Origin of the sequence: Streptomyces flavofungini (assembly GCF_041028215.1) — a bacterium.
In the GTDB taxonomy this organism is placed as follows: domain Bacteria; phylum Actinomycetota; class Actinomycetes; order Streptomycetales; family Streptomycetaceae; genus Streptomyces; species Streptomyces flavofungini_B.
In genome coordinates this window covers 1-12,394 of sequence record NZ_JASKYR010000173.1, presented here as the reverse complement: position 1 = coordinate 12,394, position 12,394 = coordinate 1, and the positions used below count along the sequence as shown (strand labels likewise).

Below are 12,394 nucleotides of genomic sequence, written 5' to 3'. Positions count from 1 at the left end.
CAGAACTCGCCGCCGTCGGCGTACTCCAGCCAGGTCCCCGCGCACACGTCCCAGTGCCGCTCCTCCGCATATCGCACGGCCGTGTCCAGCAAGGTCTCTCCGCGCTGCTTCGGGATCCGGGCGGCTGACGTGACTCCGATGGTCTCTTCCACGCAGTCCTCAACTCCCGGCACCACGGCGGGTTACGGGCGCACGCGAGGGCGGGGGAGGAGCCCCCCCCCCCCCCCCCCCCCCCCCCCCCCCCCCCCCCCCCCCCCCCCCCCCCCCCCCCCCCCCCCCCCCCCCCGGCTGGTCAGGGACGGGCCGGTCAGCGACGGGCAACGCAGCGGTCGAGCGAGGGGACAGGGACATGCGCGCACGGGGCATCAACTACGACACCGGGTTCCTCCCGGGCGAGGGACTCTCCCGCAAGCGCTTCACCGCTGAGACGGTCCGGCGCGACATGGCGGTGATCTCGGGTGAACTGCACTGCGACGCCGTGCGCATCTCCGGCCGGGAACCCGAACGGCTGAGCATCGCCGCCCGGTACGCCGCGGAGGTGGGCCTCGAAGTCTGGTTCGCCCCCTTCCCCGTCGACCTGCCCGGCGAGCGACTGCTCCCGTTCTTCGCCGACTGCGCCGCTCGGGCCGAAGCGGTACGGGAGACCGGCGCGGCGGTGGTGTTCGTCGCGGGCTGTGAGATCAGCGCGTTCTGCGGCGGGTTCCTGCCGGGCGACACCTACGGCGAGCGCATGCGGGCCATGGCCGACGCCGACCTGGAGTGGTGGTCCTCCCTGGGACCGATGCGGGAACGCCTCGACGGCTGTCTCGCCCAGATCGCCGCGACCGTCCGTACGCGCTTCGGCGGACTGGTCACGTATGCCTCCGCGCCGTGGGAGTTCGTCGACTGGAGTGCCTTCGACCTCGTCGGCATCGATGCCTACCGTGCCGCCTACAACGCCGACAGCTTCCGGGACGAGCTGCGAGGACACTTCGCCCACGGCAAGCCCGTCGCCGTGACCGAGTACGGAACCTGTGCCTACCGGGGTGCGGGAGAGCGGGGCGGGATGGCCTGGCAGGTGCCGCACGACGCGGTTCCGGACGAGGGCGAGCAGGTGCGCTACCTCAGCGAACTCCTCGACATCTTCGAGGAGGAGGGCGTGGACACCGCGCTCTGGTTCACCTTCGCCGGTTACAGCAGACCCGGGGAGCACGACCTCGGTTCCTACGGTGTGGTCCGGATGCTCGACGAGGAGCGCTGGGGGCCGAAGAAGGTGTTCCACACGATGGCGGACAGGTACCGAAGAGGCTGATGCGGCAAGGGCTGCGCGCGCCGACCCGCTTCGTGACCGTCGCCGTGTGGTGCTGTGCCGCCCCAGCCCAAGCCCCCTGGCGTGGGGCGGCACAGCGGGGAGGTGGGTCAGTTCGCGGGTGTTCCGCGGTAGCCCACAGGTCCTTCGTTCGGGAACTGGGCAGTGCCCTCGAAACGGGAGCCGTTGTCGTAGAAGGTCACCGATCCGTTGCCCGCGTTCGGCGAGGACCAGGTGACGGTGGAGCCCTCGGGGGGATTGCCGTGCCCGGGGATGACGTCCCACCTCCCCAGCACCGCATCCCTCGGCAAACCACTCCCGTGCGTGGTCCGGACGCGTGCTCCCGCCGACATCTCACCGGCGTGAGCCCCGCAGGCCGTGACGAGAAGGGCTGCTGCCCCGTGACCGTGCGGGCGCCCCGGCGTCAGGAGGAGAGGGCGGCGGGGCTGGGCTCGGCTGTGGAGTGCAGGCGGTCGAGACGTTCGTAGAGGGCGCGTACGAGGCGGGCGAGGTTCTGCACCCGGGCCATCGTGGCCCGGGGCGGGGCCGACAGACGGCGCTCGGCCTCCTTCAGCACGATCTCGGTCAGTGCCTGCGTCCCGCTGGCGCGCGGGAGTTGGGCACAGTGGCGGCGCAGGCTCTCCGATAAGGCCCGGGCCTGGTCCACCAGGCGTACCGCGATCTGTTCGTAGTCCCGTGGCTCAAGGGTCGGCGGGGGAGCGGTCCAGGAGAGTACGTCCCGGACAAGCGCCAGGTACGGCTCCCGTCCAAGCAGCGACGCCTCATTGCAGGCGTCACGCACGGGTGTTGCCGACGGTGTGGTCATCAACGATCGCCCCCATGGGCCGCCTAGAGGTCTGGGCCGCTTAGTTCCGAAGGGCTAATATCGTCGTCGACCGCCCACCGCTGCAAGTACATCTGCAATTGCATCGGTAAGAACGGTCGTGCGAGGGCATAAATACGCCAGCGCATGTACGGGTCCGCGAGCGGGCCGAAGCCAGTCAGCGAACGAGGAGTGGAGCGGGTGCAGTCACCGCCCAACGGCATACGCGCCGATGCCATCGACGGCACGGTGTGGCGCAAGAGCCGCCGCAGCAACCCCAACGGCAACTGCGTTGAGCTGGCCGCTCTCGCCGACGGCGGGGTCGCGGTGCGCAACTCCCGCCATACGGAGGGACCCGCTCTGGTGTACACCCGCGAGGAGATCGCGGCCTTCGTCCTGGGGGCGAAGGACGGCGACTTCGATGATCTCGCAGGGCTCACCTGAGCGCATATGTCGGCCGGATAGTCACCGTAACTGTACGAAGCAGTAACGCCGATGGGACACTGAACCGTCACCGACCAGCAGGGAGTTCAGCATGGTTTCCGCGCAGCCGGGGCCCACCGAGCCCCTGCGCCGTCACATCGAGCACCCCCGGGGCGGCCCCACGGTGCTGCGGATCATCCTGGGCACGCAGCTCCGCCGGCTGCGCGAGGCCGCGGGCATCACCCCGGCGGCCGCGGGCAACGCGATCCGCGGCTCCCACGCCAAGATCAGCCGTCTGGAACTGGGCCGCGTCGGCTGCAAAGAGCGCGACGTGGCGGACCTGCTGACGTTGTACCGGATCACGGACGAGGCCGAGCGCGCCGCATACCTGGAGCTGGCGCGCGGCACCAGCGCGCCCGGCTGGTGGCACCAGTACAACGATGTCCTGCCCGGCTGGTTCGAGACGCTGCTCGGCCTGGAGGGCGCCGCCTCCGTCATCCGCACCTACGAAGTGCAGTTCGTTCCGGGCCTCCTTCAGACGGAGGAGTACGCCCGCGCGGTCTGCGAACTCGGCAACCCGCAGGCATCGAGCACCGAGATCGAACGCCGCGTGGAACTGCGATTGCAACGCCAGGCGCTGCTCACCGCCCCCAGCCCGCCCCGCCTGTGGGCCGTACTGGACGAGGCGTGCCTGCGACGGCCGCTCGGCGGGCCGGAGGTCATGGAGGCCCAGCTGCGGCATCTCCTCGACATGACGCGCCTGCCCAACGTCACTGTGCAGATCGCCCCGTTCGACCTCGGCGGCCACGCGGCGGCGGGTGGCCCGATCACGATCCTGCGCTTCCTGGAGCCGGATCTGCCCGACGTCGTCTACCTGGAACAGCTGACCAGCGCGCTCTATCTGGACAAGCGCGACGACGTCRACCACTACCTCGCGGTGACCGACCTGCTCAGCGCCCAGGCCGCCTCTCCGCGCCAGTCCCAGACCATCCTGGAGGACCTGATCGCGGGCATGCGAAAGGGCTGACCGCCCCGAGGACGGTCAGCCCCGCCGCCGCAACCGTAACCGCATTCGTTACCGCTTGCGGGCGACGCCGCCGTACTCGATCCACTCCAGGGTGCGCTGCTTGGGCCCCACGTCCGAGTCCGGCCGCCAGGTCGACACCTCCACCAGGCCCGGTTCGATGATCTCCAGGTCGCCGAGGATCGCGCCCAGTTCGGCGGCCGTACGGACCCGGCCCCACTGGCCGTGGGTGCTGACCCGCATGAACTCGGTGACGAAGTCGCGGGTCTCCTGGTCCTCGCTGACGAGCTGGCACACCACCAGGAAGCTGCCGGGCACGAGCCGCTCCGCGACGCGCTTGATCAGAGCGGCGGGATCGTCGGAGTCCGGGATGCAGTGCAGTACGGACACGAACAGCGCGGCCACCGGGCGGTCGAAGTCGATCAGCCGCTCCACGTCCGGATGGCTCATGATGCCCTCGGTGTCCCGCATGTCGGCCTGGATGACCGCGGTGTTGCCGTTCTCCTCCAGGAGCGCGCGGCCGTGGGCCAGGACGATGGGATCGCTGTCGACATAGACCACGCGCGAGTCCGGATCGACCCGCTGGGCGACCTCGTGGACATTGTCCTGCGTGGGCAGGCCGGAGCCGTGGTCGATGAACTGCCGGATGCCCTGCTCCTGCGCCAGCCAGCGCACCACCCGCCGCAGGAACCGGCGGTTGTTGACCGCGAGGACCTGCGTGCTCGGGACGACCTTGTTCAGCTCCTCGCACGCCTCGCGGTCCACGGCGTAGTTGTCCTTGCCGCCGAGGTAGTAGTCGTACATGCGCGCCACACTGGGAACGCTGACGTCGACGGTGCGGGACTGCGGCGGTCGGGTGTCTCCGGTCATGTCCTGCACTCCCATCGCTCAAGCGCCCCCGTTGAGCGCCATGGCCGACCGTCCCCCAGGGAATCCGCGCCGGTAGGAGCCCAACATACCTATTTACACAGCCCGTTGCTCGTGCGGTCCGTAATCAGCCATATACGAGTGGCCACAGCGGCGAGGGGCGGACGCGCTTCGAACGGGTGTCCATCTCCTGCCGTGCCCGTCCCTGGGCGGGCGCGGAGGAATGTCCGCATTCCGTAAGGGGCGACCTCGTCCCGTATGGGCCTCCGGCCAGGTGGGATGGTGGGCATGAAACCGCGTGTCTCCCCTCCCCAGTTCCACGGCAGGCTGCACGACGCCCGCACGGCGACCTCCATCGGCCGATGGCTGGGCCCCGCGTTCGCCGTGTGCTTCCTCACCGGGCTCATCAGCCACTTCACGCAGCATCCGCCGGGCTGGCTGGCCGACGCCATGCCGAGCCGTCCCGTCTGGGGCTACCGGCTCACCCAGGGCCTGCACGTGGCGTCCGGCACCGCGGCCGTCCCGCTGCTGCTGGCGAAGCTGTGGACGGTGTACCCGCGCCTGTTCGCCCGGCCGCCGCTGCGATCGCTCCGGCACGCCCTGGAGCGGCTTTCGGTCGCGGTGCTGGTGGCAGGCGCCCTCTTCGAGCTGGCGACGGGGCTTTTGAACACGGCGCAGTGGTATCCGTGGCCGTTCTCCTTCGTCCCCGTGCACTACGCCGTGGCGTGGCTGGTGACCGGGGCGCTGGTCCTGCACGTCGCCGTCAAGGCGCCCGAGATCAAGGCGCACTGGAGCCGACGGTCCCCGGGGACGCTCGCTCTGCCCGCGGGGGACGGCCCGGACCGGCGCTCCCTGCTGGCCGCGGTGACCGCCGGGGCCGGGGCCGTGACCCTCACCACCGTGGGGCAGTCGTTCACTCCGCTGAAGGACCTCATCCTGTTCGCGCCCCGCGACCCCGACCAGGGCCCCCAGTCGCTTCCGGTCAACAGGACCGCCGTGGCGGCGGGCGTCGACCGGTTCGACGCGGAGCGGTACCGCCTGGTGGTGCGGGGGCCCCGGCCGTTCACCCTGACCCTGGACGAGCTGCGTGCTCTGCCCCAGCACGAGGCGGAGCTGCCGATCGCCTGTGTGGAGGGCTGGAGCCGGTCGGCCCACTGGACGGGCGTACGGGTCAAGGACCTGGTGGAGCGGGCGGGCGCCCCGGCCCATGCGCGGGTGCGCGTAGTGTCGCTCCAGCCGCGCGGCGGTTACCGCGTGTCGGAGATGGGGCACGCACACGCTCGCGACCCGCTGACCCTGCTCGCCCTTCGCCTCAACGGCGAGGAGCTTGACCCCGACCACGGCTATCCGGTGCGCCTCATCGCCCCCAATCGGCCCGGGGTGTTGCAGACCAAGTGGGTCGGCCGACTGGAGGTGCTGGCATGAGGACGGTACGCGGGGTCGCGGGCGCGCTGGGCGTGGTGCTGATGGGGGTGGGTGTCTCCCTCATGACGGAGGTGCGCGATGTCACGGGCGTACTGCTCTGGCTCGGTGGGGCGCTCGTGCTGCACGACGCGGTCATCGCTCCCGCGGTGCTGCTGGTGGGCCTGGTACTCGTGCGCGGCCGGGTGCGTGGGCCGGTCCGCGCGGCGCTGCTGGTCGCGGGCGCGCTGACAGTGGTGGCACTGCCCGTGCTGCTGCGCCCGGGCAGGACGGCCCACCCCTCGGTCCTTCCTCTTGACTACCCGCGCAACTGGCTGATCGCGCTGACGGCCGTGGCCGCGGTGACGGCCCTGTGGATGGCCGCGCGAGCGTACTTCCGTCGCCGTCCTCTTGAGGGACCGAGCCGTCCTCCTGAGGGATGAAAGAGAGTTTCTGGCTACGCCGGGAGGCGAGGGCCGAAGGTCTTACGAACCGCTGACGTCACGCCGTGAAGGGGTCCGCGAGAAGGCGTACGGTCCTACCGTCGGTGTCATGTTGATCCTGGTCACTGGAGGTGCGGGCTTCATCGGTTCGCACATCGTCACCGCTCTGCTCGGCGCCGGACACGAGGTGCGGGTGCTCGACGCGCTGCTGCCCGCCGCGCACCGTACGGCCCCGCCGGTCCCCGAGGGGGCCGACTGGCGGCACGCCGATGTCCGCGACGCGGACGCCGTCGCGGACGCCCTCCGCGATGTCGACGCGGTCTGTCACCAGGCCGCCATGGTCGGCCTGGGCAGGGACTTCGCCGACGCCCCGGACTACGTGGGCTGCAACGACCTCGGCACCGCCGTGCTGCTGGCCGGTATGGCCGGGGCCCGCGTACGCCGACTGGTGCTTGCCAGTTCGATGGTGGTCTACGGAGAGGGGCGCTACGAATGCGCCCGGCACGGCGTCGTACGGCCCGGTCCGCGCCTGGCGGGGGATCTGGAGGCGGGGCGGTTCGAGCCGCCCTGTCCGCACTGTGGTGAACCGCTCACCGCCGGTCTGGTGGACGAGGACGCCCCGGCCGACCCCCGGAATGTGTACGCCGCCACCAAGCTGGCCCAGGAGCACCTGGCCGCCGCCTGGGCGCGGTCCACCGGCGGACAGGCCGCCGCCCTGCGGTATCACAACGTCTACGGACCGGGGATGCCGAAGGACACCCCCTACGCGGGGGTCGCCTCCTTGTTCCGCTCCGCGCTCGCCCGGGGCGAATCCCCGCGCGTGTTCGAGGACGGAGGCCAGCTCCGGGACTTCGTCCATGTCCGCGACGTCGCCGACGCGAACCTCGCCGCGCTGGACGCCGTGGGCGGACTTCCCGCGGGCGGTCTGCGGCCGTACAACGTCGGCAGCGGGGAACCGCACACCGTCGGGGAGATGGCCGCGGCCCTGGCCCGTGCCTACGCCGGTCCCGCGCCGGTCGTCACGGGCGAGTACCGGCTCGGCGACGTCCGGCACATCACCGCCAGCTCGAAGCGCCTGGGGGATGAACTGGGCTGTGCGCCGCGGATGTCCTTCGTGCGGGGGATGGCGGAGTTCGCCGTGGCGCCGCTGCGGGCGGGATGAGTCGGTCGCGGGCCCGTTTTCAGAACGCCGCGGGCCCGCTTGCAAAGTGCTGCGGGCCCCTCCCGGAGTGCCGTGGGCCCGCTCCCGGGGGGCCGTGCCGTGGGCCCGCTCAGAGGGCCGCGGGCAGGCGCACCTCGAACTGGCAGCCGCCGGGGACGTTGCGCACCGCCGCCTGCCCCTGGTGGGCCTCCACGATGCCGCGCACGATGGCGAGGCCGAGCCCCGCTCCGGCGGGCGGCGTGCGGGCGTCGGTCCCGCGCCAGCCGGTGTCGAAGACCCGCGGCAGGTCCTCCGGGGCGATCCCGCCGCAGCCGTCGGTCACCGACAGCACGACCCTGTCGTCCTCCCGCCGGGCAGACACGGCGACCGTGCCGTCGGCGGGGGTCCGGCGAATCGCGTTCACCAGCAGGTTCGCAAGGACGCGGGACATCTCGCGGCCGTCCACCTCGACGGGTACGGCTTCGACGCCGTGGCCCTCCAGGCGTACCCCGTGTTCCGTGGCCAGGGCGTCGACACCGGCGATGGCGTCGCCGACGAGGTCGTAGGCCGACATCCGGGCCGGGGACAGCGTCAGGACCCCGGCCTGGATGCGGGAGAGCTCGAAGAGGTCACCGACCATGGTGCTCATGCGGCCCACCTCCGCGCGAATACGGCTGAGGTAGACCTGGGGATCGTGGGCCACGCCGTCCTCCAGGGCCTCGGTCATCGCCTGGAGTCCCGCCAGCGGGGTGCGCAGGTCGTGGGAGATCCAGGCGACCAGCTCGCGGCGAGAGGCCTCCAAGGCCCGCTCCCGCTCCCGGGAGGCCGCCAGTTTGTCGCTCGTCGCGGCCAACTGGCGGCTCAGCTGGCTCAGTTCGGCGGTCGGTGAGGAGGCGGGCGGAACGAAGCTGCCGCCGTCACCCAGAGCGCGGGTGGCCTCGGCCAGCTCCCGGCTGCCCCGCACCACGCTCCGGCCCAGGGCGAGGGTCACGGCGAGCGAGACCACGGCAGCGATGACACCCACCATGGTCACGACCCGCAGGTCGTGGTCGGACAGGAGCATCGCCCAGGACACCAGCAGGGTCCCGGCGAGCATCGCCGCCACGCCGACGACGGCGACCACGCCAAGGGACATGGCGACCGACCGGTCGCGCAGGAGCCGCAGGCTCACGGCCCCCGCCAGTCCGGCACCGGCCGCGCCGACCGTGGCGTAGACCACGATGAGCAGGGTGTCAGTCACCATGGCCGGTCCCGCCGTCCCGGGGTTCGGGTGTGTCGAAGCGGTAACCCACGCCCCACACCGTACTGATGAGGCGCGGGCTTGCCGGGTCGTCCTCGACCTTCTCCCGCAGCCGCCGCACATGCACGGTGACGGTGGACAGGTCGCCGAACTCCCAGCCCCAGACCTGGCGCATCAGCTGTTCCCGGCTCGTGGCCTGCCCGGGGTGCCTGAGGAAGAACGCAAGCAGGTCGAACTCCCTGATGGTGAGGTTCAGTTCGGCGCCGTCGCGGATGGCGCGCCGGGCGGAGGGGTCCAGCGCGAGCGGACCGGATCGCAGCCACGGCTCCGCCGTCTCGCTGCGGACGGCCGCCGCCGGGCCCGCGCGGCGCAGCACCGACTCCACCCGAAGCACCAGTTCCCGGGGGCTGAACGGCTTGGTGACGTAGTCGTCCGCGCCGACCTCCAGACCCAGGACGCGGTCCTCCTCGTCGCCCCGGGCGGTCAGCATGATCACCGGCAGCGGCCCGGCCGTGCGGATGCGCCGGCAGACCTCAAGACCGTCCATGCCGGGCAGCATCAGGTCGAGGATGACCAGGTCGGGACGCCGGGAAGCGGCCTGGACCACGGCGGTGGGGCCGTCGGCCGCGACATCGACGGCGAAGCCCGCCCGGTCCAGATATCCGGCGACCACCTCGGAGACGGTGGGGTCGTCATCCACCACGAGTACGCGTTTCACCCCACGAGTGTCACACCGCGAGGCGCCGTACTGCGGAGGGAGCCGCGGACGTCAGCGTTCCGTAAGGAAGTGAAGTCCCTTATGTCCGTTATCGATCCGTAGGGTGAATGAGGTGATCGAGACATCCTCCCTCTCCGTGGACGTCGTGCTGCCCTGCCTCGACGAGGCCGAAGCCCTGCCGTGGGTCCTTGAGCGCATTCCACCCGGCTGGCGCGCGATCGTCGTCGACAACGGCTCCCGTGACGGTTCACCGGACATCGCCCGCGCCCTGGGCGCCCACATGGTCCACCAGCCGCAGCGCGGCTTCGGGGCCGCGTGCCACGCGGGCCTGGCCGCGGCCACCGCCGACGTGGTCTGCTTCTGCGACTGCGACGCCTCCCTGGACCCACGCCTGCTGCCGAAGGTCGCCGGGCCCGTCCTGGACCGGTCCGCCGATCTGGTCCTTGGCCGCCGTCGGCCCACCGCGCGCGGGGCGTGGCCGCCGCACGCCCGCCTGGCCAATCTGGAACTGGCCCGCCTCGTCCGCCGCCGCACCGGCCTGCGCCTGCACGACCTGGGCCCCATGCGCGCGGCCCGGCGAGAGGCACTCACGGCCCTGGAGCTGACCGACCGCCGCTCCGGCTACCCCTTGCAGATGGTGGTCCGCGCCGCCGACGCGGGCTGGCGGGTGACCGAGACCAATGTGCCCTACCACCCGCGTACGGGCCGCTCGAAGGTCACCGGCACCTGGCGCGGCACCTGGCAGGCCGTGCACGACATGCGGGCCGTCCTCGCCGAGCGGCCACCGACCGCCCCGCGCACGGACACCGGCCTCGCGGGAGGCGCCCGGTGAACCCCCGCCCCGAACCCGCGTGTCCGCCCACCTTGCTGGTCATCGCCAAGGAGCCACTACCCGGCCGCGTCAAGACCCGCCTCACCCCGCCCTACACGCCGGAGGAGGCGGCCCTGCTGGCCGAGGCCGCACTGACCGACACCCTCCACACACTGCTCCACGTCCCCGCCCGGCGCCGACTCCTCGTCCTGCACGGCACACCCGGCCCCTGGCTGCCGCCCGGATACGAGGTGCTGCCCCAGGCGGACGGCGGCCTCGACGAACGCCTCGCCGCCGCCTTCGGACACTGCGACGGCGGTCCCGCGCTCCTGGTCGGCATGGACACCCCGCAGCTCACCCCGGATCTGCTGGCCGATGTCGGCCGCGACGGCCACGACGCCTGGTTCGGCCCCGCCGCCGACGGCGGATTCTGGGCCCTGGGCTTCGCCGACCCCTCCCTGGCCGGTGCCCTGGTGCGCGGAGTCCCGATGTCCACCGACCGCACCGGAAGCGTGCAGCGCCGCAGACTCGTGGAAGCCGGGCTCTCGGTCGGCGACCTGCCGCCGCTGCGCGACGTGGACACCGCGGCCGACGCCGCCTCCGTGGTCTCCCGCTGCCCCTCCGGCTCCCGCTTCGCCGCCGCCCTCACCGCACTCGCGGAGACGGTCCGATGAGCGCCACCGCACCCGGAGCCACCCCGACCCTTGCGGGGAAGCGCATGCAGGGTGAGCACACCGTCGCGGACACGACCCGGCCGGGGACCGCCGTGCCGGAGGGGCATCCGCTCCTGCCGCCCGGCGCCGACCCGCTCAGGCACCCCGCGCCGGGGGAGCCGTGGACGGCCGACCCCTACGGCCGCGCCCTGCGGGCGGGCCGGGGCCCGCTCCATCTGCGCCGCCTCGCACCACGACGCGAGGGGACAGCCGACCTGCTGCCGCTGGACATCGAGCGCTTCTGCGCCGCCCCGGACACCGCCGACCGGCAGGTACTGCTCCGCTGCGTCGGCCCCGTCCTGGACATCGGCTGCGGCCCCGGCCGCCTGGTCTCCGCACTCGCCGGGCAGGGGGTGCCCGCCCTGGGCGTGGACATCAGCCCCGCCGCCGTCGCCCGCACACGTCACCACGGAGGTACGGCACTGCGCCGGTCCGTCTTCGACCGACTGCCCCGGGAGGGCCGCTGGGGCACCGTCCTGCTGATGGACGGCAACGTCGGCATCGGCGGTGACCCGGTCACCCTCCTCACCCGCCTGCGTGAACTGCCCCGCCCCGGCGGACGCCTGCTCGCCGAGGCCGACGCCGACGACGTCGAGGAGAGCCTCACGGTCCGCGTCGAGGACGCCCACGGCCGCCACGGACGCCCCTTCCGCTGGGCCCGGGCAGGGGCCACCGCCCTGCTGCGCGCCGCCGACGCCACCGGATGGAGTCCGACCGGCCACTGGACCACCTCCGGCCGCACCTTCCTCGAACTCCGGCGCCCGACCACGGACACCGGCACCCCACCACGGCACGAGGGGCGGCCGGACCACACATGATTGGCACCGACACCATCACCTCGCACCCGCGCGAGGCCGATGACCCCGGCCTGACCACGTCCGCGGACGGCACCGCACCAGCGGCCCGCACGCGACTTCGCGTCCTCACGACCGCCCTCCTGCTCTCCGCCCTCGCCGCGGTCATGACCTTCACCCTGCACCGGGGTGACAACCACAGTGCCCCGGGCCGCCTCCTGCTCGGATACGGCATCGCCTGGGCGCTGTTCGCCGCCGCCGTATGGACCATACGGAAGGTCCCCGCCCGGGCCGCGACCGTCCTCGTCCTCATCGGATCGGCGGCCATCGCCCTGGCCGGACTCACCGCCCCACCACGCACCAGCGACGACATGTTCCGCTACGCCTGGGACGGCCGCGTGCAGGCCGCCGGAATCTCGCCCGGTCCGTCTTCGACCGACTGCCCCGGGAGGGCCGCTGGGGCACCGTCCTGCTGATGGACGGCAACGTCGGCATCGGCGGTGACCCGGTCACCCTCCTCACCCGCCTGCGTGAACTGCCCCGCCCCGGCGGACGCCTGCTCGCCGAGGCCGATCTCCTCATGGCCGTCGACGGCCATCCGACGCTCGCGGACCTCACTCCGGAGGCGCTGCGGCGGGTCCTCTGAGCGGTTCCGACCCGATAAGGCGATCGTTGGACACTCGCACGCACCGTGTGAGACATTGATGT

15 protein-coding genes and 2 pseudogenes are annotated in these 12,394 nt (G+C 72.4%); 11 read left to right on the top strand and 6 right to left on the bottom strand.

The window, feature by feature from the left end:
- Positions 1-152: pseudogene (locus tag AB8Z36_RS14605) on the bottom strand (bifunctional DNA primase/polymerase); the annotation flags it as partial.
- A gap of 197 nt (positions 153-349) precedes the next feature.
- Here AB8Z36_RS14605 and AB8Z36_RS14600 point away from each other — a divergent pair.
- Positions 350-1,291, top strand: coding sequence for a hypothetical protein (locus AB8Z36_RS14600; RefSeq protein ID WP_369213710.1), 942 nt, complete (start codon positions 350-352; stop codon positions 1,289-1,291).
- A gap of 107 nt (positions 1,292-1,398) precedes the next feature.
- On the opposite strand, the gene AB8Z36_RS14595 is transcribed toward AB8Z36_RS14600, so the two are convergent.
- Together AB8Z36_RS14595 and AB8Z36_RS14590 are read right to left on the bottom strand one after the other, a co-directional pair.
- On the bottom strand, positions 1,399-1,584 hold the full coding sequence (locus AB8Z36_RS14595) for a hypothetical protein (protein ID WP_369213709.1): 186 nt from the start codon (positions 1,582-1,584) through the stop codon (positions 1,399-1,401).
- Between the two features lie 128 nt (positions 1,585-1,712).
- Positions 1,713-2,114, bottom strand: a complete 402-nt coding sequence (locus AB8Z36_RS14590) for a restriction endonuclease (protein ID WP_369213708.1) — start codon at positions 2,112-2,114, stop codon at positions 1,713-1,715.
- A 198-nt stretch (positions 2,115-2,312) separates the two neighbouring features.
- Between AB8Z36_RS14590 and AB8Z36_RS14585 the strand changes: the two genes are divergently transcribed.
- Together AB8Z36_RS14585 and AB8Z36_RS14580 are read left to right on the top strand one after the other, a co-directional pair.
- Positions 2,313-2,555 carry a DUF397 domain-containing protein gene (locus AB8Z36_RS14585; protein ID WP_369213707.1) on the top strand — a complete coding sequence of 81 codons (243 nt, stop codon included), beginning with the start codon at positions 2,313-2,315 and terminating at the stop codon, positions 2,553-2,555.
- A 91-nt stretch (positions 2,556-2,646) separates the two neighbouring features.
- Positions 2,647-3,561 (top strand): helix-turn-helix domain-containing protein, encoded by a 915-nt coding sequence (locus AB8Z36_RS14580; RefSeq protein ID WP_369213706.1) that lies wholly within the window; start codon positions 2,647-2,649, stop codon positions 3,559-3,561.
- Between the two features lie 48 nt (positions 3,562-3,609).
- On the opposite strand, the gene AB8Z36_RS14575 is transcribed toward AB8Z36_RS14580, so the two are convergent.
- Positions 3,610-4,428 carry an SAM-dependent methyltransferase gene (locus tag AB8Z36_RS14575; RefSeq protein WP_369213705.1) on the bottom strand — a complete coding sequence of 273 codons (819 nt, stop codon included), beginning with the start codon at positions 4,426-4,428 and terminating at the stop codon, positions 3,610-3,612.
- 285 nt (positions 4,429-4,713) lie between these two features.
- Here AB8Z36_RS14575 and AB8Z36_RS14570 point away from each other — a divergent pair, with 285 nt between their 5' ends.
- The 3 genes from AB8Z36_RS14570 (at position 4,714) to AB8Z36_RS14560 (ending at position 7,431) form a co-directional block, all read left to right on the top strand.
- A complete protein-coding gene (locus AB8Z36_RS14570) occupies positions 4,714-5,850 on the top strand; it encodes a molybdopterin-dependent oxidoreductase (protein WP_369213704.1) in 1,137 nt (378 codons plus the stop codon).
- Positions 5,847-6,269: a hypothetical protein gene (locus AB8Z36_RS14565; protein WP_369213703.1), complete on the top strand. Its 423-nt coding sequence runs from the start codon at positions 5,847-5,849 to the stop codon at positions 6,267-6,269. Before AB8Z36_RS14570 ends, AB8Z36_RS14565 begins: the two co-directional genes overlap by 4 nt.
- A 109-nt stretch (positions 6,270-6,378) precedes the next feature.
- The gene (locus AB8Z36_RS14560) at positions 6,379-7,431 is read left to right on the top strand and encodes an NAD-dependent epimerase/dehydratase family protein (RefSeq protein WP_369213702.1); all 1,053 of its coding nucleotides are present in this window, start codon (positions 6,379-6,381) and stop codon (positions 7,429-7,431) included.
- 109 nt (positions 7,432-7,540) lie between these two features.
- On the opposite strand, the gene AB8Z36_RS14555 is transcribed toward AB8Z36_RS14560, so the two are convergent.
- Both AB8Z36_RS14555 and AB8Z36_RS14550 read right to left on the bottom strand, forming a co-directional pair.
- Positions 7,541-8,653 carry a sensor histidine kinase gene (locus AB8Z36_RS14555; RefSeq protein ID WP_369213701.1) on the bottom strand — a complete coding sequence of 371 codons (1,113 nt, stop codon included), beginning with the start codon at positions 8,651-8,653 and terminating at the stop codon, positions 7,541-7,543.
- Positions 8,643-9,368, bottom strand: a complete 726-nt coding sequence (locus tag AB8Z36_RS14550) for a response regulator transcription factor (protein ID WP_369213700.1) — start codon at positions 9,366-9,368, stop codon at positions 8,643-8,645. Before AB8Z36_RS14550 ends, AB8Z36_RS14555 begins: the two co-directional genes overlap by 11 nt.
- Before the next feature lie 112 nt (positions 9,369-9,480).
- Here AB8Z36_RS14550 and AB8Z36_RS14545 point away from each other — a divergent pair, with 112 nt between their 5' ends.
- The 5 genes and pseudogenes from AB8Z36_RS14545 to AB8Z36_RS14525 all read left to right on the top strand — a co-directional run.
- Complete coding sequence (locus AB8Z36_RS14545; RefSeq protein ID WP_369213699.1) at positions 9,481-10,200, top strand: glycosyltransferase family 2 protein; 720 nt, start codon at positions 9,481-9,483, stop codon at positions 10,198-10,200.
- Positions 10,197-10,853, top strand: coding sequence for a TIGR04282 family arsenosugar biosynthesis glycosyltransferase (locus AB8Z36_RS14540; protein WP_369213698.1), 657 nt, complete (start codon positions 10,197-10,199; stop codon positions 10,851-10,853). Before AB8Z36_RS14545 ends, AB8Z36_RS14540 begins: the two co-directional genes overlap by 4 nt.
- Positions 10,850-11,710 (top strand): class I SAM-dependent methyltransferase, encoded by an 861-nt coding sequence (locus AB8Z36_RS14535; RefSeq protein ID WP_369213697.1) that lies wholly within the window; start codon positions 10,850-10,852, stop codon positions 11,708-11,710. The genes AB8Z36_RS14540 and AB8Z36_RS14535 overlap by 4 nt, the downstream gene beginning before the upstream one ends.
- Complete coding sequence (locus tag AB8Z36_RS14530) at positions 11,707-12,162, top strand: hypothetical protein (protein ID WP_369213711.1); 456 nt, start codon at positions 11,707-11,709, stop codon at positions 12,160-12,162. Before AB8Z36_RS14535 ends, AB8Z36_RS14530 begins: the two co-directional genes overlap by 4 nt.
- Positions 12,099-12,257: pseudogene (locus AB8Z36_RS14525) on the top strand (class I SAM-dependent methyltransferase); the annotation flags it as partial. The gene AB8Z36_RS14530 and the pseudogene AB8Z36_RS14525, both read left to right, overlap by 64 nt.
- Positions 12,258-12,394 lie beyond the last annotated feature (137 nt).